Genomic DNA, 19,520 nt, shown 5'->3' on the forward strand with positions numbered 1-19,520 from the left:
GTGACCCAGCCGCCCCACCGCGATGTCGATCCGGACTTCCGTGCGATGCCGTGCGGTGAACTGGCCGCTGCTGCCCTGGACGTCGCGCGGCGCGCCGGTGCGTCGCACGCGGACTTCCGAGTGCAGCGCCTCACCACGCAATCGCTGAACCTGCGCGACGGCGTCGTCCAGTCGGCCGTGGACGGCTCCGAAATCGGCCTCGCAGTGCGCGTCGTCGTGGACGGTACGTGGGGTTTCGCGTCGCACAGCGATCTGTCGGTCGACGCGGCCGCGGCGACGGCACGCACGGCCGTCGACATCGCGCAGGCACTCCGGTCGCTGAACCGCGAACGCGTCGAGCTCGCCGACGAGCCCGTGTACGCGAACGCGACATGGGTGTCGGAGTACGACGTCGATCCGTTTCACGTTCCGACCCGCGACAAGGTCGAACTGCTCACCGACTACTCCGCCCGCCTTCGCGCGTCGGACGGCGTCGATCATGTGACCGCTTCGGTACTGCAGGTCAAGGAACAGACGTACTACGCCGATCTGGCCGGCAGTTCGATCACGCAGCAACGAGTCCGGCTCCACCCCCAGCTCGAAGCGACGACGGTCGACACGGCCGCGGGCGCCTTCGAGACGATGCGCACTCTCGCCCCGCCGGTCAGCCGTGGATGGGAGTACCTCGGTGCCGACAGCACGTGGGACTGGTCGGACGAACTGACGCGCATCCCCGGATGGCTCGCCGAGAAGGTGAAGTCGCCGTCCGTCGTTCCGGGTCCGACCGACCTGGTGATCGACCCGACCAATCTGTGGCTCACGATCCACGAATCCATCGGTCACGCAACCGAGTACGACCGCGCAGTCGGGTACGAGGCGGCGTACGCCGGTACGTCGTTCGCGACCCCGGACCAACTCGGCACACTGAGGTACGGCAGCGACATCATGCACGTGACGGCCGACCGCACGGAGGTGGGCGGGCTCTCCACCATCGGCTACGACGACGACGGCGTGGCCGCGCAGCAGTGGGATCTGATCCGTGACGGCGTGCTCGTCGGCTATCAGCTCGACCGCGTGTTCGCGCCGAGGCTGGGACTCTCCCGCTCCAACGGGTGCTCGTACGCCGACTCGGCGCAGCACGTTCCGATTCAACGAATGGCGAACGTGTCCCTGCAACCGGATCCCGTCGTCGATCGCACCATCGACGATCTGGTCGCCTCGGTCGACGACGGGATCTACGTCGTCGGCGACAAGAGCTGGTCGATCGACATGCAGCGCTACAACTTCCAGTTCACCGGACAGCGGTTCTTCCGCATCAGGAACGGCGTGCTCGACGGCCAGGTGCGCGATGTCGCCTATCAAGCGACGACGACCGACTTCTGGGGATCGATGGATCTCGTCGGCGGCGTGTCGACGCGACGCCTCGGTGGCGCGTTCAACTGCGGAAAGGCGCAGCCCGGTCAGGTCGCGGCCGTCAGTCACGGATGTCCCGCTGCCGTCTTCCGTGGAGTGAACGTTCTCAACACGCGATCGGAGGCAGGCCAGTGATTCCCGGTCACGAGGTCGTCGAGCGGGTGCTCGCACTCGCCACGGTCGACGACACGTTCGTCATCGTCACCGACTCCAGCGAGGCGTCGTTGCGCTGGGCCGGAAATTCGATGACCACCAACGGAATCGGAATTTCGCGACACTGGACCGTCGTCTCCGTCGTCCGTGGATCCAGCGACACGAAGGTCGCGACGATGTCGTCGACGAGCGTCGACCCGGACGAGATCGCGTCGATCGTCGCAGCGTGCGAGAACACCGCTCGCGCAGCCGAACCCGCCGAGGATGCGATGCCACTCGTCACCGGCACCGGCGATCCGGACGACTGGGCCGCCGACACCGCGCTCACGAGCATCGGCGTGTTCGGCCGTTTCACCGAGGACCTCGCCGCGGGCTTCGCCGGCCGGGACCAGCTGTACGGCTTCGCCCATCACCGCCTCGACACGGTCTGGCTCGGATCGACGTCGGGGATCCGGCGCCGTTTCACGCAGCCCACCGGCTCGATCGAGATCAACGGCAAACGCGACGACGCGAGTGCCTGGGTCGGCGCGAGCACCAAGCACTTCGACGACGTGAACGTCGCCTCGTTGCTGAGTGACCTGTCGACGCGGCTGGGGTGGGCTTCGACGCAACTCGATCTTCCAGCAGGACGATACGAGACGTTGCTACCGCCGTCGGCCATCGCCGATCTGATGATCTACCTGATGTGGACGATGGAAGGCCGGGGAGCGCAGGAAGGTCATACGGCGTTGTCGCGGCCGGGCGGCACACGCGTCGGCGAGAAGCTCGGTTCGATTCCCCTGACGCTGTTCTCCGATCCGAACTACGCCGGGCTCGAGTACTCGCCCTTCGTCGCGACCGGTGCGTCCAACGATTCGGTCTCGGTGTTCGACAACGGAATGGCCACCTCGCGCGTCGACTGGGTACGTGACGGTGCCGTCGGAGCGCTGGCGTACCCGCGGTTCCTCGCCGACAAGTACGACACCGACCCCGTGATCCCCGGCGACAACCTCGTCCTGACGGGCGGCAGCGACGCCGACCTGGACGCGATGATCGCACGCACCGAGCGTGGACTGCTGCTGACGACGCTGTGGTACATCCGAGAGGTCGATCCCGCCACGTTGCTGCTCACCGGACTGACCCGTGACGGCGTCTACCTCGTCGAGGACGGAACGGTCACCGGAGCCGTCAACAATTTCCGCTTCAACGAGAGCCCACTGGATCTGCTGCGCCGCGTCACCGAGGCCGGGGCGACGGAGAAGACGCTGCCCCGGGAGTGGAAGGACTGGTTCACGCGAACGGCGATGCCGCCGTTACGTATTCCTGATTTCCACATGTCCTCGGTGAGCAAAGCACAGTAGGACTACTTCTCCGGTCCTGAGATCTCCAGCGCGATGTTGTCCGGGTCACGGAATTCCAGGATGCTCAGGCCTTCGCCGGCCGACTTGATGCCCTCGTGACGAATTCCCAGTTCGTCGAGGGTCGCCACGGCGTTCTCGAGATCGTCGTAGGTCGCGACGGCGAAGCTCAGGTGGTCGAGGCCTGCGCGGTCTTCGTCGAACCGATCCTCGCCCGGCGCAACCGGACGAAGGCCGAACAGTCCCCCGGCGAACGAGTAGATCACTCCCCCGAACAGAAACCACAGCTCCTTCTTGGTCTGCTCGTCGGCGTTCGGATCCCACTCGTACGCGACGTCGAAGCCGAACACGTCGTCGTAGAACTTCCGCGAGACGTCGATGTCGCTGACGGTGATGCGGACGTGGTGGAAATCGGTAGCTGCTATCGCCATGGTGTGTCTCTCCTCGTCGAAGACCTGTCGCCGTCGCGCTGCCCGCGTGCCACCCCGCCGAAGAGTGCACCACCGAGCGCGAGTCGAAACGCGCGAAGCCCACTCCGGTCAGGATTCGAGAAGTATCACGGCGCCGCTGGAACTAACGTATTCCGCGTGAACCCACCGAGGGAGAGGCGACAACGGATGGCAGCGAGTGCGGGCACACGGTCACCCGAGATGCACGCGGCCGACAGCCACGATCTGATTCGAGTCCAGGGCGCGCGGGTCAACAACCTGCAGGACATCAGTGTCGAGATCCCCAAACGCCGACTGACCGTGTTCACCGGCGTGTCCGGTTCGGGCAAGAGCTCTCTCGTGTTCAGCACGATCGCCGCCGAGTCGCAGCGCATGATCAACGAGACGTACAGCGCGTTCGTCCAAGGTTTCATGCCGACGCTCGCGCGGCCCGACGTCGATGTGCTCGACGGCCTGACCACGGCGATCATCGTCGATCAGCAGCGGATGGGTGCCAATCCGCACTCGACGGTCGGCACTGCCACCGACGCCAACGCGATGCTGCGCATCCTGTTCAGCCGCCTCGGTGCGCCGCACATCGGGTCGCCTCAGGCGTTCTCGTTCAACGTCGCGTCGATCTCCGGCGCCGGAGCCGTCACAATGCAGAAGGGCGGGCGTGAGACCAAGGAGAAGCGGACCTTCTCGATCACCGGCGGCATGTGTCCGCGCTGCGAGGGACGCGGGTCGGTCAGCGACATCGACCTGACGGCGCTGTACGACGACAGCAAGTCCCTCAACGAGAGTGCGATCACGATCCCCGGATACAGCATGGAGGGGTGGTACGGCCGAATCTTCCGTGGCTGCGGCTACTTCGACCCCGACAAGCCGATCGCGAAGTTCACCAAGAAGGAACTGAACGATCTCCTCTACCGCGAGCCGACCAAGATCAAGATCGAGGGCATCAACCTCACCTACTCGGGTCTCGTTCCCCAGATCCAGAAGTCGTTCCTGTCCAAGGACGTCGACGCGATGCAGCCGCACATCCGCGCGTTCGTCGAGCGTGCGGTGACGTTCCAGACGTGTCCGGAGTGCGACGGGACCCGTCTCAACGAGGGCGCGAGGTCGTCGAAGATCAAGGGAATCTCCATCGCCGACGCGTGCGCGATGCAGATCAGCGACCTCGCGAAGTGGGTGGGCGGGCTGAAGGAACCGTCCGTCGCACCCCTGCTCGAGTCGCTCGGCGAGACGCTCGACTCGTTCGTGCAGATCGGACTGGGCTACTTGTCGCTCGAGCGTCCCGCAGGCACGCTCTCCGGTGGTGAAGCTCAGCGCACCAAGATGATTCGGCACCTGGGTTCGTCGCTCACCGACGTGACCTACGTCTTCGACGAGCCGACCACCGGTCTGCATCCGCACGACATCCAGAACATGAACGACCTTCTGCTGCAACTGCGGGACAAGGGCAACACCGTTCTCGTCGTGGAACACAAACCCGAAACGATCGTGATCGCCGATCACATCGTCGATCTCGGGCCCGGGGCCGGATCCGCCGGTGGCACAGTATGTTTCGAGGGCACGGTCGACGGCCTGCGTTCGAGCGACACGATCACCGGACGGCACTTCGACGACCGGGCGACGCTGAAGGAGTCCGTCCGAGAGTTCACCGAGGTCGTCGAGATCCGCGGCGCCGATACGCACAACCTGCAGAACGTCGACGTCGACGTGCCGCTCGGGGTGCTGACCGTCGTCACGGGCGTCGCGGGCTCCGGCAAGAGCTCGCTCATCCACGGGTCGCTGTCCGGGTTGGACGACGTCGTCGCCATCGATCAGGGCGCGATCCGTGGGTCGCGTCGTAGCAATCCCGCGACGTACACCGGACTGCTCGAGCCGATCCGCAAGGCGTTCGCGACGACGAACGGCGTCAAGCCTGCTCTGTTCAGCGCGAATTCGGAAGGCGCCTGCCCGACGTGCAACGGCAACGGTGTCATCTACTCGGACCTGGCGATGATGGCAGGCGTCGCAACCCCGTGCGAGGAATGCGAGGGCAAGCGCTTCCAGGCATCGGTCCTCGAATACCACCTCGGCGGCAAGGACATCAGCGAGGTGCTCGAGATGTCGGCGGCGGAAGCGCACCAGTTCTTCGGTGAGACGTCGAAACTGGCTGCGGCGCACAAGATCCTGACGCGATTCGTCGACGTCGGCCTCGGCTACATCAAACTGGGTCAACCGCTGACCACCCTCTCCGGCGGTGAGCGTCAGCGGCTCAAGCTCGCGACCCACATGGGCGAGAAGGGCGGAATCTACGTTCTCGACGAGCCGACGACCGGCCTCCACCTGGCCGACGTCGAACAGCTGCTCGGTCTGTTGGATCGTCTCGTCGATGCGGGCAAGTCGGTCATCGTGATCGAACATCATCAAGCGGTCATGGCACACGCGGACTGGATCATCGACCTCGGCCCCGGCGCCGGTCACGACGGCGGTCGCGTCGTCTTCGAGGGCACGCCGACCGATCTCGTCGCCGATCGGTCCACGCTGACGGGCGAGCATCTCGCGGCGTACGTGGGGCGCTAGCCCTCGTGCGCGCGAATGCATAACCCTCTATGTACTCGCGCGCACATGGGGTGCATGACGCGTCATCATCCGCTGAGCGCGGTCGAACACCGCGGCCCGCACGTCTGCGGGGCCGAGCAGTTCACAGTCGCCTCCGAGCATCCATACCGTCGAACAGGCATGTGCCACACCGCCGAACAGTGCGTCGAGTTCGACCCACCCGTCGTGCGGGGCCGATGTCTCGTCCACTCGGATCGCGGTGGCGGCGACGTGGTCCAGCTGATCGGGCCGCACACGCAGTCGAACGGACACGGTGTCCCGACTCGACCTGAACCGTCGGCGACCGGCATCCCACAGCGCACCGAGATCGACCTTCGGACTCCTGCGGGCGTCGTCGTCCAGTAGTTCCGCACGGCGAATCCGAGACAGTCGATAGGTCCGTTCGTCCCCGTCCACCGTCGCCATCAGGTACCAGTGCCCGGCGGCGTACACGAGTCCGATCGGGTCCACCGTCCGCACGCTCGGCGTACCGCTACGGCCCTCGTAGTCGAGCCGTAGTCGGCGCCCGAGAAAGACCCCGCGCTGGACGACGTCGAGATACTCGTCGCGTTCGGGGTCTCGGAGCCAGCCTTCGGGCCGGACCAGTACGCGGTCGGCCACCGACGTCGCGACGCGTCGCTGCTCGTCGGGCAACGACGCCGCGACCTTGCGCATAGCGGACGCGAAGGCCGACCCCATGCCGAGCGACGCCGACGCGTCCGCGGACATGAGCGCTGTCGCCTCCTCCGCGGTCAAGCCGGTGAGGTCCGTCGTGAAGCCGGGAAGAAGCTCGAAACCTCCGTGACGACCGCGTTCGGCGAACACCGGGAAGCCCGAGGTGGACAAGGCGTCGATGTCCCGCAGCACCGTGCGCTCCGAGACTTCGAGCTCGGCAGCCAGCTGCGACGCGGACATGCGCCCACGATGTCTCAGCAGAAGAACCAACGAGATCAATCTGTCCGCGCGCACTCGCCGATCCTCGCACGAATACACGACAGAAGATGTCATGTATTCGATGTTGACTTCTTCTCGTACCGTTCGAACCACGACGAAACGAGAGCATCATGACCGACATCGCACTCGATCCCCGGCCCCTCTACCGCGACGCGCTGGCCTGGGTCGCCGACCTGATGGAAGCAACTCGCGACGACCAGATGACGCTGCCGACGCCGTGCCCGGACTTCGACGTCCGAGCGCTGCTGGGGCACCAGATCGCGGGTGTGCGACGCGCCAGGACGATGGCACTGGGCGGCGACCCCACGACCGTGCCGGTGGTGCTCACCGGGTTCGACGACGCGACTGCCGCGTATCGAGAGGAGGCCCGACTGGCGCTCGAGGCATGGGCGGGTGAGAACACGCTCGACATGACGGTCACGGCGCCCTGGGGAACCGTGCCGGGCCGCGCCGCGGTGTGGGCCTACATCAACGAAACCCTCGTTCACGGATGGGATCTGGCGGTGTCGACGGGTCGTCCGTCCGAGGCCGAACCCCGGCTCGTGGAACCCGTGCTCGCCGCCGCCGCACGCGCGATTCCCGCCGAGCCTCGCGACGTCATGCCTTTCGACGAGGTCGTCGAACCCGCCGCCGACGCCGGCCCGACCGAACGCCTCGTCAATTGGTCCGGCCGGGTCAGTGCTCCGTGGCTCGGTGCCGCGTCACGCTGAGCCGTCGAACACCCGGGTGCCCGCGAGGTAGGTGGCGCGGACGTCGAGGTCGGCGATGTCTTCCGGCGGGACGGTGCGAGGATCGGCGGACAGCACGACGAAGTCCGCGTACTTGCCGACTTCGATGGAGCCGATCTCGTTCTCGGAGAACAGTTGCCAGGCTGCGTCGATGGTCTGAGCGCGAATGGCCTGTTCGACGGTCAGCCGTTGTTCCGGACCGGAGACGTGCCCGTTCGGTGTCGTTCTCGTGACTGCGACGGCGATGTTGCGCAGCGGTTCCTCCGGAGTGACGGGAGGATCGTTGTGCAGGGAAACCCTCATGCCTGCCGCTACGGCCGACCCGGCGGGCATCCACCTCGATCCATGCTCGGGCCCGAAGAGTCCGTCGACGAGAACGTCACCCCAGTAATGGATCTGGTCGACGAACAGGCTGCACGTCACGCCGAGCGATACCGCGCGTGCGATCTGATCGTCGCGGATCGCGCCGACGTGTTCGAGGCGCAGCCGGTGGTCCGGACGGGGGTGGCGAGTGAGGACGCTGTCGTACACATCCAGAATCGTGTCGATCCCGTTGTCGCCCATGACGTGACACGCCAACGGCCATCCCAGCGGAAAGTAGGCGTCGACGATTTCGGTCAGCTGTTCGCGGGTGTAGTTCGCGTGCCCGCACGATCCCGGCTCGACGCCGATGGCCGCGGTGGCGTCGGTGTCGAGGTACGGGAACGTCAAGTCGATGTTGCCGATCCACGGCGAACCGTCCACCCAGATCTTGATTCCCGTAGCGCGCACCATGTCGTCGCCCGCACCAGGGGTGGATCGCGCGGTCATCGTCGGGTTGGACATCTCGTAGGTACGAAGGCGAACCGTCAGCGCTCCCTGCGCGTTCAACGCCTCGACGAGAGGGCCGAACTTCGGGTCGTACGCCATCTCGGAACACGTCGTCAGCCCGGCGCGGTTGAGCCGTGCGCACTCCTCGGCCAACATCTTCGGATAGGAGCCGGCATTCATCGCGGACGAGACGAGCGGAAACACCGCCGCAGTCTCTCGGGCCGTACCGTCGAGCTCGCCGTTCGCTTCACGCCCGTAGGCCGCGCCCTTCGGGTCGGGTGTGTTGCGGTCCAATCCGTGCAGACGGGCCGCCACGGAGTTGAAGAACGCGAGGTGGCCCGAGTTGTGCAGGATCACGAGCGGCGTATCCGGTGCGACGGAGTCGAGCCACGCCAGGGTCGGCTCTGGAAGGCCTTTCTGCAGCAACGCATCCCACCCGCTGAGGAATGCGCCGTCGTCACCGCGGCGCCCGACCTCGTCACGCACGGCCGCCACGACGGCGTCGGCGTCGCGAACGGTCACCGGACGGATGTCGACCATCCGATCGGACAGCACCACCGCCTCCATCAGCGGATGGCCGTGCGCCTCGACCAGACCGGGCATCACGCATCCGTCGCCGACGTCGACGACGTGTGTGCTCGGGCCGATCTCGGAGTCGAGTTCCGCTCTGGTGCCCACCGCGCAGATACGACCGTCCCGCACCGCAACGCCTTCTGCGGTGGGGCGACTCGCGTCCACGGTCAGCACGGTTCCGACAAGAACAAGATCGGCGTACGACGACATCCTTACCTCCCGAAAAGGAAGTATGCAGGTCGCGTCAGGCGGGCGCCACCGATATGCCGACGGTGCCGGTCTTGCCGCGCCGAAGCGTGCTGCCGGTGACGGTCAGCCAACCGAGAATGCCGTACTTCCGTGCGATCGCGCGACGAACCTTGTCGGTGGCGGGACCGTCCAGTATTTCGGCGAAGCCGTTCTGCGCCTCGCCCTGGATCTTCCCGCGCGCCGTGCAGGGCGCTACCGTCACACGGCCGTTGCGCCGGATCCTCTTGACCTTCCACGAATCGGAGGTCGTCCACACCAGTAGGCGGTCACCCTCACGAACGCCCCACAGTGGCGTCGCGACGGGCGTGCCGTCCTTCTTGAACGTGGTCAGCGAGACGTACTTTCCGTCGGCGATCTCCTGAAACGTGGGCATACGACCAGCGTACGGCTACTCCCCCTCCAGATCGCCTTCCGTCTGCAGATACACCTGGCGAAGTTCACCGAGAATCTCCGGATCCGGTTCCGCCCACATGCCGCGTTCGGTCGCCTCGAGCAGCCGTTCGGCGATGCCGTGCAGCGCCCAGGGGTTCGACTGTTGCATGAACTTCTGGTTCTGCTCGTCGAGAACGTATGTCTGGGCGAGCTTCTCGTACATCCAGTCCGCGACGACGTCGGTCGTCGCGTCGTACCCGAACAGATAGTCGACGGTGGCCGCCATCTCGAACGCGCCCTTGTACCCGTGCCTGCGCATCGCCTCCAGCCAACGCGGATTGACGACGCGTGCGCGGAACACCCGGGTGGTCTCCTCCGACAACGTACGGGTGCGGACGGTGTCCGGCCTCGTACTGTCGCCGATGTAGGCCTCCGGTGACGTGCCCGTCAGCGCGCGCACCGTAGCGATCATGCCGCCGTGGTACTGGAAGTAGTCGTCCGAGTCGGCGATGTCGTGCTCGCGCGTGTCGGTGTTCTTGGCCGCCACGGCAATTCGGCGGTACGCCGTGCGCATGTCGTCCGACGCGGGCACACCGTCCAGGCCGCGGCCGTATGCGAAACCGCCCCACGTCGTGTAGACCTGCGCGAGATCCTCGTCGCTACGCCAGGTCTTGCTGTCGATCAGCTGCAGCAGGCCTGCCCCGTACGTTCCTGGCTTGGACCCGAAGATACGCGTCGTGGAGCGTCGTTCGTCGCCGTGCTCGGCGAGATCGGCCTGCGCGTGCGCGCGGACGAAGTTTCGGTCCGCAGGCTCGTCGAGCGCGGCGACCAGACGCACCGCGTCGTCGAGCAACGCCAGGACGTGCGGGAACGCGTCGCGGAAGAATCCGCTGATGCGCACGGTGACGTCGATGCGCGGGCGTCCCAGTTCTCCCAGGTCGATGACCTCGAGCGTCGTGACGCGCCGCGACGCCTCGTCCCACACCGGCCGGACTCCGAGCAGCGCGAACACTTCCGCGACGTCGTCACCGGACGTGCGCATCGCGGACGTGCCCCACACGGACAGGCCGACCGATTTCGGCCACTCGCCGTGATCCTTCCGGTACCGCTCGAGCAGGGAGTCGGCCATCGCCTGCCCGGTCTCCCACGCGAGCTTCGACGGGACGGCCTTGGGGTCGACGGAGTAGAAGTTGCGGCCGGTGGGCAGGACGTTGATCAGTCCGCGCAGCGGCGAACCGCTCGGCCCCGCGGGGACGAATCCGCCGTCGAGGGCGTGCAGAACCTGCTCGATCTCTTCGGACGTACCGCGCAGTCGCGGAACGACCTCGGACGCGGCGAACCGAAGGATGTCGGCGACGACGGATCCGTGGTCCCCGGCAACCGTGTCCGCTGCTGCCGGATCCCATCCTGACGCCTGCATCGCCGCGACGAGACCGTGAGCGACGGACTCGATGTCGTCGACGCGTGTGCGTGCCTCGTCGCCCTCCTCGCTCAGACCGAGCGCCTCGCGCAGACCGGGAACCGACTGTTCACCACCCCACATCTGCCGCGCGCGCAGCATCGCGAGCACCAGTTCGACCTCACTGTCACCGGCGGGCGCCTGCCCCAGAACGTGGAGCCCGTCGCGGATCTGAACGTCCTTGATCTCGCACAGCCACCCGTCGACGTGCAGCAGCATGTCGTCGAACACGTCCTCGTCGGGTCGTTCTTCGAGACCGAGATCGTGGTGCATCTGCGCCGCCGTCATCAGCGTCCAGATCTGCTGGCGGATCGCCGGGAGCTTCGCGGGGTCGAGTGCCGAGATGTTCGCGTGTTCGTCGAGCAGTTGTTCGAGGCGCGAGATGTCGCCGTAGCTTTCCGCGCGCGCCATCGGCGGGATGAGATGGTCGACGAGGGTCGCGTGCGCACGACGCTTTGCCTGGGTGCCCTCGCCGGGGTCGTTGACGAGGAAGGGGTAGATCAGCGGGAGGTCGCCGAGTGCCGCGTCGGTGCCGCACGAGGCTGACATACCGAGGGTCTTACCCGGCAGCCATTCGAGGTTGCCGTGCTTGCCGAGATGCACCATCGCGTCGGCGCCGAAACCACCGTCGTCCTGCGACGCCTGGATCCAGCGATACGCGGCGAGGTAGTGGTGACTCGGCGGGAGATCGGGATCGTGGTAGATCGCGACGGGCTTCTCGCCGAACCCGCGCGGAGGCTGAACCATGATCACGACGTTGCCGAATTGCATTGCCGCGATGACGATTTCGCCGTCCTTGTCGGACGATCGGTCGACGTACATGTCGCCGGGTGCGGGGCCCCAGTGCTCCTCGACGGCCGAGGTCAGCTCGTCGGGCAGCTGGGCGAACCACGATCGGTACCGCGCTGCCGAGATGCGAATCGGATTGCCCTCGAGTTGCTCGTCGGTGAGCCAGTCCGGGTCCTGACCGCCGCGTGCGATCAGGGCGTGGATCAGCGCGTCACCGTCACGGGCCGCCAGCCCTGGAATGGCGTCCGGTCCGTCGACGGGTCCGAGATCGTATCCAGCGGAACGCATCTCGGTCATCAGTGCGATCGCACTGGCAGGCGTATCGAGTCCGACGGCATTGCCGATGCGCGCGTGCTTGGTCGGGTACGCCGAGAACATCAACGCGATGCGGCGTTCCGGCGTCGGGATGCGACGAAGTTTCGCGTGCCGCACGGCGATTCCCGCGACGCGGGCTGCCCGCTCGTGATCGGGCACGTAGGTGGTCAGGCCGTCGCCGTCGATCTCTTTGAACGAGAACGGAACCGTGATCAGGCGGCCGTCGAACTCCGGGACCGCGACCTGGGTTGCCACATCGAGCGGAGAGAGTCCGTCGTCGTTCGCTTCCCAGGTCTCGCGGCTGCTGGTCAAGCACAGTCCCTGCAGTATGGGCACGTCGAGCGCGGCGAGTTCGGCGACGTCCCATGCCTCGTCGTCACCGCCTGCCGATGCGCTCGCCGGCTTGGTACCACCGGCGGCCAGGACCGTCACGACCATCGCGTCGGCTTGTTTCAGGGTCTCGAGAAGTTCGGGCTCCGCGGTGCGCAACGACGCACAGAAGATCGGAAGCGCTTGTCCACCTGCATTTTCCACGGCCGTGCACAGCGCATCGATGTAGGTCGTGTTTCCGGCGAGGTGCTGGGCACGGTAATACAGAACGGCGACGACAGGAGCGGAGCCTGCGGAGTGACCCGATGGCACAGGGGCGGAATCGACGGTTCGAGTCGGTTGGCGCTCCAGAATCCCCCACGTCGGGGTGTGCAGTGGTGCCGAGAATCCGTTGCCGGTCAGCAGGACCGTGTCGGACAGGAACGCGTGCAGCTGCACGAGGTTCTCGGGGCCGCCCTCGGCGAGGTAGTTGTGCGCCTGGGCCGCGACGTTGGCCGGAACCGTCGACAGCTCCATCAACTCGGCGTCCGGTGCCTGTTCGCCACCCAGCACGACGACGGGAAGTCCGGATGCGAGGACGGCGTCGACGCCCTCTTCCCAGTATCGCCTCGAACCGAGGATGCGCAGGACGATCAGATCGACGCCGTCGGCCAGCGCGGGAACGTCGTCGGCGAGCAGTCGGGACGGGTTGCCCCACCGGTAGTCGGCGCCGCTGGCGCGCGCACTGAGCAGGTCGGTGTCGGACGTCGACAGCAGCAAGATCACGGGTAAAGCCCTCCTGAAGGGTTTCGCGCCCTTCTACGTCGATCGACAGCGTCGAACGAGAGTGTCGAACGAGAGTCTCGTGCTGCGATCCGAGAGGGTCTGGCTTTCACAGTGGCGCGACCGCACCGGGATTGCACCGGGTTTCCTCTCGGACGAAGCCTTGTCGGGACGGAATGCTACCCGGGTGTGTTCGATGCCGACGTGGACGCCGTCGATACCGCTTGTAGCCTCGACGACATGAGTTCGACCGACCCGCGTGAGCACCCGGACCGCTGCCCCGGTGCGCTGACGATGCATCAGGCTGCCGACGGCGGCCTCGCGCGTGTCCGCCTGCCCGGTGGCCGGCTCACGCCCGATGCGATGGTGCAGCTCGCGCACGCGGCCTCCGAGCTCGGCGACGGCAAGCTCGAACTCACGTCACGCGCGAACGTGCAGTTCCGCGGCATCACCGATGGCGACGCGCTGGCGGAGCGTCTGGCGTCGGCGGGGCTGCTTCCGTCCGCGACGCACGAGCGCGTGCGCAACATCCTCGCGTCACCACTGTCTGGCCGTGTCGGCGGACTCGCAGACGTGCGTGCTCTCGTCCAGCGTCTCGACGAGGCGCTGTGCTCCCGCGATACGTTGGCGGAACTGCCTGGTCGGACGCAGTTCGCGCTCGACGACGGCCGAGGAGACGTCACCGCCTTGCAGCCCGACTTCGGCGTCCAGGCGATCACGCCCGAGGAGTTCGCGCTGATACTCGCGGGAGCCGACACCGGTGTGCGCATCGATGCGGAGGACGTGGTGGACGTCCTGCTCGACGCCGCTCAGGTATTCGTCGACCTTCGGGACACGCAATGGCGGCTGTCCGAACTGTCCGACGGACCGGCACGAGTGCTCGACCAGCTGGGGCTCGGTGCCGGAGAACCCGAAGAACTCGACTCGTCCGGGGCGGACGAGGCGCCGATCGGTTGGATGACGCAGGACGACGGCCGTGTCGCGCTCGGCGGTGTGCTCGCGATGGGGGTGCTCGACGCCCGTCTCGGGGAGTTCCTGGCAGCGATCGAACGGCCGCTCGTCGTGACGCCCTGGCGCGGCATCGTCGTGTGCGATCTCGACGAGGGTGCCGCCGACACCGTCGTCCGAGTGCTCGCACCGATGGGACTGATCTTCGACGCATCCTCGCCGTGGGCGCAGGTCAGTGCCTGTACCGGATCACCGGGGTGCGAGAAGTCCCACGCCGATGTGCGCGGCGACCTCACGCAGGCGGTCGAGAGAGGTGACGTCGAGGCCGGACGTCGCCAGCACTGGTCCGGATGCGAGCGGCGATGCGGTAAACCGAAAGGCGACGTCGTCGACGTCGTCGCCGGACCCACCGGCTACCGGGTGTCCTGACGCCTCGTAGCACTCCCCTATCGTGAACTTCATGTACGACTACATCCGCGACGGTGCGGAGATCTACCGGCAGTCCTTCGCGACCATTCGGGCGGAGGCCGATCTGTCGGCATTCGCACCCGAGGTCGCGCAGGTCGTCGTCCGGATGATCCACGCATGCGGTGAAGTCGATCTGACCGAGGTCGTCGCCGCCACCGACGACGTCGTCTCGACGGCCCGCGCCGCGCTGAGGGCAGGCGCGCCGATTCTGTGCGACGCCAACATGGTGGCCGCAGGCGTCACGCGTCGGAGATTGCCTGCCGACAACGACGTGCTCTGCACGTTGTCCGATCCAGCGGTTCCCTCTCTCGCCGAGAAGCTCGGCACCACGCGCACCGCGGCGGCGCTCGAGCTGTGGGGCGAGAAGCTGGACGGCGCGGTCGTCGCGATCGGTAATGCTCCGACAGCTCTGTTCCATCTGCTCGAGATGCTCGCTGCAGGTGCTCCCCGACCGGCCGCGATCGTCGGCGGCCCTGTCGGATTCATCGGTGCAGCCGAGTCGAAGGAAGACCTGATCGCGTCCGAGCTCGGGCTCGACTACATCGTCGTCCGCGGTCGGCGCGGTGGAAGCGCCATCACGGCGGCCGCCGTCAACGCCATTGCGAGCGAGGAAGAATGAGCGTGCAACACGGGAAATTGTGGGGCGTCGGGCTCGGCCCGGGCGATCCGGAACTGGTGACCGTCAAGGCCGCCCGCGTCATCGGCGAGGCCGACGTCGTCGCCTTCCACAGTGCGCGGCACGGCCGAAGCATCTCGCGGGGCGTCGCTGCTGCCTACATGCGCGACGGCCAGATCGAAGAGCACCTCGTCTACCCCGTCACGACGGAGGCGACGGACCACCCGGGTGGATACCAGGGCGCGATCGACGAGTTCTACGAGGAATCCGCGGATCGACTCGCTGCCCACCTGTCCGCAGGTCGGTCGGTAGTCCTTCTGGCAGAGGGCGATCCGCTGTTCTACAGCTCGTACATGCACATGCACAAGCGGTTGTGCGATCGGTTCGACGTCGAGGTCGTTCCTGGCGTGACGTCGGTGAGCGCGGCGTCGGCGGCGTTGGCCACACCGCTCGTCGAACGCGACGAGGTCTTCACGGTCCTGCCGGGAACCCTGCCCGTCGAGGAGCTGACGCGTCGCCTCCGCACCACCGACGCGGCCGCGATCATGAAGCTGGGTCGCACCTACCCGAATGTCGTTCGTGCGCTGCGGGAATCGGGACGCTTGGACGAGGCGAAGTACGTCGAGCGGGCGAGCACACCCGCGCAGCGTGTTCTCGCCGCGGCCGAGGTCGACCCATCCGAGGTGCCGTACTTCTCGATCGCGATCGTTCCGAGCCCCGTCAACAACCCGGTGGCAGCACGCGGCGCGAGCACGACAGGTGAAGTGGTCGTCGTCGGACTCGGTCCTGGCGCGGACCGGTGGACCACCGACGAGGTGCGCCGGGAACTGGCGGTCGCGACCGATCTGGTCGGGTACGTCACCTACGTGGATCGAGTGCCGGTGCGCCCCGGGCAGACTCGCCACATCAGCGACAACAAGGTCGAGTCCGAACGTGCCGCGTTCGCGCTCGATCTGGCCAAGCGCGGCAAGCGTGTCGCCGTCGTCTCGTCCGGCGATCCAGGCGTGTTCGCGATGGCATCCGCCGTCGTCGAGGTCGCGGCGGAACCTCAGTGGTCCGGCGTGCCCGTCCGAGTCGTTCCGGGAATGACCGCAGCGAACGCCGTGGCGAGCCGAGTCGGCGCACCGCTCGGCCACGACTACGCCGTCATCTCGCTGTCGGATCGCTTGAAGCCGTGGGACGTCGTCGCGCAGAGGCTGTCCGCCGTGGCAGCCGCCGATATGGCGATCGCGATCTACAACCCTGCGTCGAAGTCGCGTACCTGGCAGGTGGCGGCGATGCGCGATCTCCTGCTCGAGCATCGTGGGCCGGACACACCGGTGATCATCGGTCGTGCGGTCGGCAGCGACGACGAGACGGTACGGACGGTGCGCCTCGCGGACCTCGATCCCGCGGACGTCGACATGCGGTGTCTGCTCATCATCGGCTCGTCGCAGACCACGGTCGTCGAGACCGGCAGCGGTACGCAGATATTCACGCCGCGGCGTTATCCCGAGGTGGCGGCCAACCCGTCATAGGTGGTCGTCCAACCAGGTCACGACGTCGGCGACCGAATCCGTCTCGAGGTCGCCGTGCGGGGGCCGCGGTCGTTCGATCATGACGACCGGCAGCCCGAGTTCACGCGCGGCGACCAGCTTGGCTTCGGTCATCGCTCCCCCGCTGTTCTTCGACACGATCAGGTCGATGCGCCGACTCCGCATCAGGTCACGTTCGGCGTCGACGGTGAACGGGCCACGCGCCAGCAGCAACTCGTGTTGCGGGGGCAAGTCGGCGTCGGGCGGATCGATGCTTCGGACGAGGAACCACGATGTCGCATCGCCACCGAACGCACCGACGCCCTGACGTCCGATCGTCAGAAACACCCGCCGAGGCCTGTCGCCGACGATCGTTGCCGCGTCCTGCACCGACGCCGCGGCCGTCCAGCGGTCGCCGGGTCCGGGAACCCACGCCCGACGACGCAGCGCCGCAACAGGAATCGACGTCGTGGCGCCGGCCGCGACCGCGTTCTCCGAGATCTGCGCGGCGAACGGGTGAGTCGCGTCGACCACGGCACCGATGTCGTGTTCTCGAATCCAGGACGCGAGACCGTCGACGCCACCGAAACCGCCGACGCGGACACGTCCCGCGGGCAGCAACGGATCCCGCACACGGCCCGCCAGCGACGTCACGACATCGAATCGGCCGTCGCCGTCGAGAGACTGCGCGAGGGCGCGCGCGTCGGACGTGCCTCCCAGAATCAGAACTTTCACGGCTTGACCGAAACCCACTGCGCGACGGGCAGTTGCGGACGCCAGCTCGTGAACGACCCCAACGGCTCGCCGCGATAGATCTGGAACTTTCGCAGCGACCCGCCGTAACGCGAAACGCACTGCAGCAACAGCGCTTCCGACTCGGCAGTGACGGCGTTGGCGACGACGCGGCCACCGGATCGCACCCGTGCCCAGCACGCGTCGAGCATGCCGTCCTGGGTCAGCCCACCGCCGATGAAGAGTGCGTCGACCGGACCGTCGTCCGCCAAGTCCTCGAACGCAGACGGTGCGGCTCCGACGCATCGCAACGCAGGCACCCCGAGCGTCGACGCGTTCTGCGTGATCTGGGTTCGCCTGTGCGGCGCCGATTCGAAGACGACCGCACGGCACCGCGGATCGGTGCGCATCCATTCGATGGCAATGGATCCCGAGCCGCCGCCGACGTCCCACAACGTCTCGCCCGGTGACGGTGCGAGTGCGCCGACAGTGAGCGCGCGCACTTCCGCCTTGGTCAGCTGCCCGTCTCCGGCGTACGCGGTGTCGGGCAGACCGGGAACGCGCGTGAGCCTGGTCGTTCCGGAGAAGATGCATTCGATCGCGACGACGTTCAGCGCATCGGCCGCCCCCTCGGTCCACGTGTTCGCGGTGGAACGAACGGAGCGCTCCGCAGGTCCGCCCAGCTGTTCCAGGACGGTGACCCGCGACTCGCCGAACCCGTTCTGTCGCAACAACTCTGCGACAGCACCCGGAGTGGTGCCGTCACGCGAGAGCACCAGCACGTTCACCCCGTCGGCGAGGGCAGGTCCGAGCGCCCCGACGGGAGTGTTCACCAGGCTGACCGTCGTCGTGGTGTGCACTGCCCATCCCATCCGCGCGCAGGCCAACGACAGCGAGGACGGGGCGGGTATCACGTGCAGTCGGTCGGCGCCGAACACCCGCGCCAGCGTGACGCCGATCCCATGGAACATCGGGTCGCCGCTCCCCAGCACGCAGACCGAACGGCCGTCGAACTCGTCGATCGCACCGCGCAGCGTCGGCAGCATCGGACTGGCCCACTGCCGTTTTCGCGCGTCCGGCACCGGTACCGAATCCAACTGTCGGGCCGACCCGAACACGACGTCGGCCCGTTCCACGATCGCACGCGTTGCATCGGACAGTCCGTCCCAACCGTCGGCGCCGATACCCACGACGTCGATCGGTACGTCCACGGAGGCAGGCATCAGCGCGGCATCCTTCGCCAGATCCACGCCGGAAGTAGATTCATGACGATGTTGATCGGCGCGAGGATGCCGGGAATCCACACGCGGGCCCTACCGGCTTTCACTGCCCGCGCGGTCGCGTCGGCAACCTGCCCCGGCGTGCTCGAGAACGGCGCGGGAGTCATGCCCTCGGTCATCGAACCGATGACGAACCCTGGGCGCACCAGGAGCAACGACACACCGGATCCGTGCAACGCATCGGTCAATCCGGATGCGAATCCATCCAAGCCGGCCTTGGCGGAACCGTAGACGTAGTTGGCCTTGCGCACACGCTTGCCCGCGATCGAGGAGAACACGACGAGCTGTCCGCGTCCCTGCGCTCGCAGCAGGTTCGCGGCGTGCGTCAGAACGGACACCTGCGCCACGTAGTCCGTGTGCACGACGGCCACCGCATGCTCGGCGTCGACCTCGGCACGCGCTTGATCACCGAGGATCCCGAAGGCCAGGACGACGGTGCCGAGCGGCCCGTGTTCGTTCGCCACCGCTTCGAGCAAGGGGCGGTGTGAACTCAGGTCGTCGGCGTCGAACTCGACGGTGACGACGTCTCGCGCGCCCGCCGCGCGTACCCGCGCCACCTGCTCGGACAGATCGTCCTTCCGCCGCGCTGCCAGTACGACGGTTCGTCCCTGCGCGAGCCGAACGGCCAGCTCGACGCCGATCTCGCTGCGGCCGCCGAGCAACAGAAGTGTCTCGTGGTCGTAAGTGGTCGTCACGTCACACAGTCTGTCCGATTAACGTTT

At 66.9% G+C, this 19,520-nt stretch carries 15 protein-coding genes; 7 read left to right on the top strand and 8 right to left on the bottom strand.

Annotated elements, in window-relative coordinates:
* A complete protein-coding gene (locus tag A3K89_RS08290; protein ID WP_068424095.1) occupies positions 1 to 1,527 on the top strand; it encodes a TldD/PmbA family protein in 1,527 nt (508 codons plus the stop codon).
* A complete protein-coding gene (locus A3K89_RS08295) occupies positions 1,524 to 2,885 on the top strand; it encodes a metallopeptidase TldD-related protein (protein WP_068424097.1) in 1,362 nt (453 codons plus the stop codon). Before A3K89_RS08290 ends, A3K89_RS08295 begins: the two co-directional genes overlap by 4 nt.
* Before the next feature lie 2 nt (positions 2,886 to 2,887).
* On the opposite strand, the gene A3K89_RS08300 is transcribed toward A3K89_RS08295, so the two are convergent.
* Complete coding sequence (locus A3K89_RS08300; RefSeq protein WP_068424099.1) at positions 2,888 to 3,313, bottom strand: VOC family protein; 426 nt, start codon at positions 3,311 to 3,313, stop codon at positions 2,888 to 2,890.
* Between the two features lie 186 nt (positions 3,314 to 3,499).
* Between A3K89_RS08300 and A3K89_RS08305 the strand changes: the two genes are divergently transcribed.
* Positions 3,500 to 5,881 carry an ATP-binding cassette domain-containing protein gene (locus A3K89_RS08305; protein ID WP_068424101.1) on the top strand — a complete coding sequence of 794 codons (2,382 nt, stop codon included), beginning with the start codon at positions 3,500 to 3,502 and terminating at the stop codon, positions 5,879 to 5,881.
* Positions 5,882 to 5,908: 27 nt separating this feature from the next.
* Here A3K89_RS08305 and A3K89_RS08310 read toward each other — a convergent pair whose 3' ends face one another.
* Entirely contained in the window at positions 5,909 to 6,907 is a 999-nt protein-coding gene (locus A3K89_RS08310; protein WP_254303470.1) for a helix-turn-helix transcriptional regulator, read from the bottom strand.
* 56 nt (positions 6,908 to 6,963) lie between these two features.
* On the opposite strand from A3K89_RS08310, the gene A3K89_RS08315 reads away from it, so the two are divergent.
* Entirely contained in the window at positions 6,964 to 7,563 is a 600-nt protein-coding gene (locus A3K89_RS08315) for a TIGR03086 family metal-binding protein (protein ID WP_068424103.1), read from the top strand.
* Here the strand turns inward: A3K89_RS08315 and A3K89_RS08320 are convergent.
* Genes A3K89_RS08320 through cobN form a run of 3 tightly spaced genes read right to left on the bottom strand, consistent with a single transcriptional unit; the run spans position 7,555 to position 13,243 of the window.
* Positions 7,555 to 9,174: an amidohydrolase gene (locus tag A3K89_RS08320; protein ID WP_068424105.1), complete on the bottom strand. Its 1,620-nt coding sequence runs from the start codon at positions 9,172 to 9,174 to the stop codon at positions 7,555 to 7,557. The genes A3K89_RS08315 and A3K89_RS08320 overlap by 9 nt on opposite strands.
* Before the next feature lie 34 nt (positions 9,175 to 9,208).
* The gene (locus A3K89_RS08325) at positions 9,209 to 9,586 is read right to left on the bottom strand and encodes a PPOX class F420-dependent oxidoreductase (protein WP_068424107.1); all 378 of its coding nucleotides are present in this window, start codon (positions 9,584 to 9,586) and stop codon (positions 9,209 to 9,211) included.
* A gap of 15 nt (positions 9,587 to 9,601) precedes the next feature.
* Positions 9,602 to 13,243, bottom strand: coding sequence for a cobaltochelatase subunit CobN (gene cobN, locus A3K89_RS08330; protein ID WP_068424109.1), 3,642 nt, complete (start codon positions 13,241 to 13,243; stop codon positions 9,602 to 9,604).
* Positions 13,244 to 13,480: 237 nt separating this feature from the next.
* Here cobN and cobG point away from each other — a divergent pair, with 237 nt between their 5' ends.
* Genes cobG through cobJ form a run of 3 tightly spaced genes read left to right on the top strand, consistent with a single transcriptional unit; the run spans position 13,481 to position 16,789 of the window.
* Positions 13,481 to 14,617: a precorrin-3B synthase gene (gene cobG, locus A3K89_RS08335; protein ID WP_084423731.1), complete on the top strand. Its 1,137-nt coding sequence runs from the start codon at positions 13,481 to 13,483 to the stop codon at positions 14,615 to 14,617.
* Positions 14,618 to 14,648: 31 nt separating this feature from the next.
* On the top strand, positions 14,649 to 15,275 hold the full coding sequence (locus A3K89_RS08340; RefSeq protein ID WP_068425859.1) for a precorrin-8X methylmutase: 627 nt from the start codon (positions 14,649 to 14,651) through the stop codon (positions 15,273 to 15,275).
* A complete protein-coding gene (cobJ, locus tag A3K89_RS08345) occupies positions 15,272 to 16,789 on the top strand; it encodes a precorrin-3B C(17)-methyltransferase (RefSeq protein ID WP_068424111.1) in 1,518 nt (505 codons plus the stop codon). Before A3K89_RS08340 ends, cobJ begins: the two co-directional genes overlap by 4 nt.
* On the opposite strand, the gene A3K89_RS08350 is transcribed toward cobJ, so the two are convergent.
* The 3 genes from A3K89_RS08350 to A3K89_RS08360 are packed head-to-tail and all read right to left on the bottom strand — an operon-like array spanning position 16,784 to position 19,502.
* Positions 16,784 to 17,521, bottom strand: a complete 738-nt coding sequence (locus A3K89_RS08350; RefSeq protein ID WP_157105275.1) for a cobalt-precorrin-6A reductase — start codon at positions 17,519 to 17,521, stop codon at positions 16,784 to 16,786. The two genes, cobJ and A3K89_RS08350, sit on opposite strands and share 6 nt — an antisense overlap.
* Positions 17,518 to 18,741, bottom strand: coding sequence for a bifunctional cobalt-precorrin-7 (C(5))-methyltransferase/cobalt-precorrin-6B (C(15))-methyltransferase (locus tag A3K89_RS08355; RefSeq protein WP_068425861.1), 1,224 nt, complete (start codon positions 18,739 to 18,741; stop codon positions 17,518 to 17,520). Before A3K89_RS08355 ends, A3K89_RS08350 begins: the two co-directional genes overlap by 4 nt.
* Positions 18,741 to 19,502, bottom strand: a complete 762-nt coding sequence (locus tag A3K89_RS08360) for an SDR family NAD(P)-dependent oxidoreductase (RefSeq protein ID WP_157105276.1) — start codon at positions 19,500 to 19,502, stop codon at positions 18,741 to 18,743. Before A3K89_RS08360 ends, A3K89_RS08355 begins: the two co-directional genes overlap by 1 nt.
* Positions 19,503 to 19,520: the final 18 nt, after the last annotated feature.

It is taken from the genome of Rhodococcoides kyotonense (genome assembly GCF_001645385.1).
Classification (GTDB): Bacteria; Actinomycetota; Actinomycetes; order Mycobacteriales; family Mycobacteriaceae; genus Rhodococcoides; species Rhodococcoides kyotonensis_B.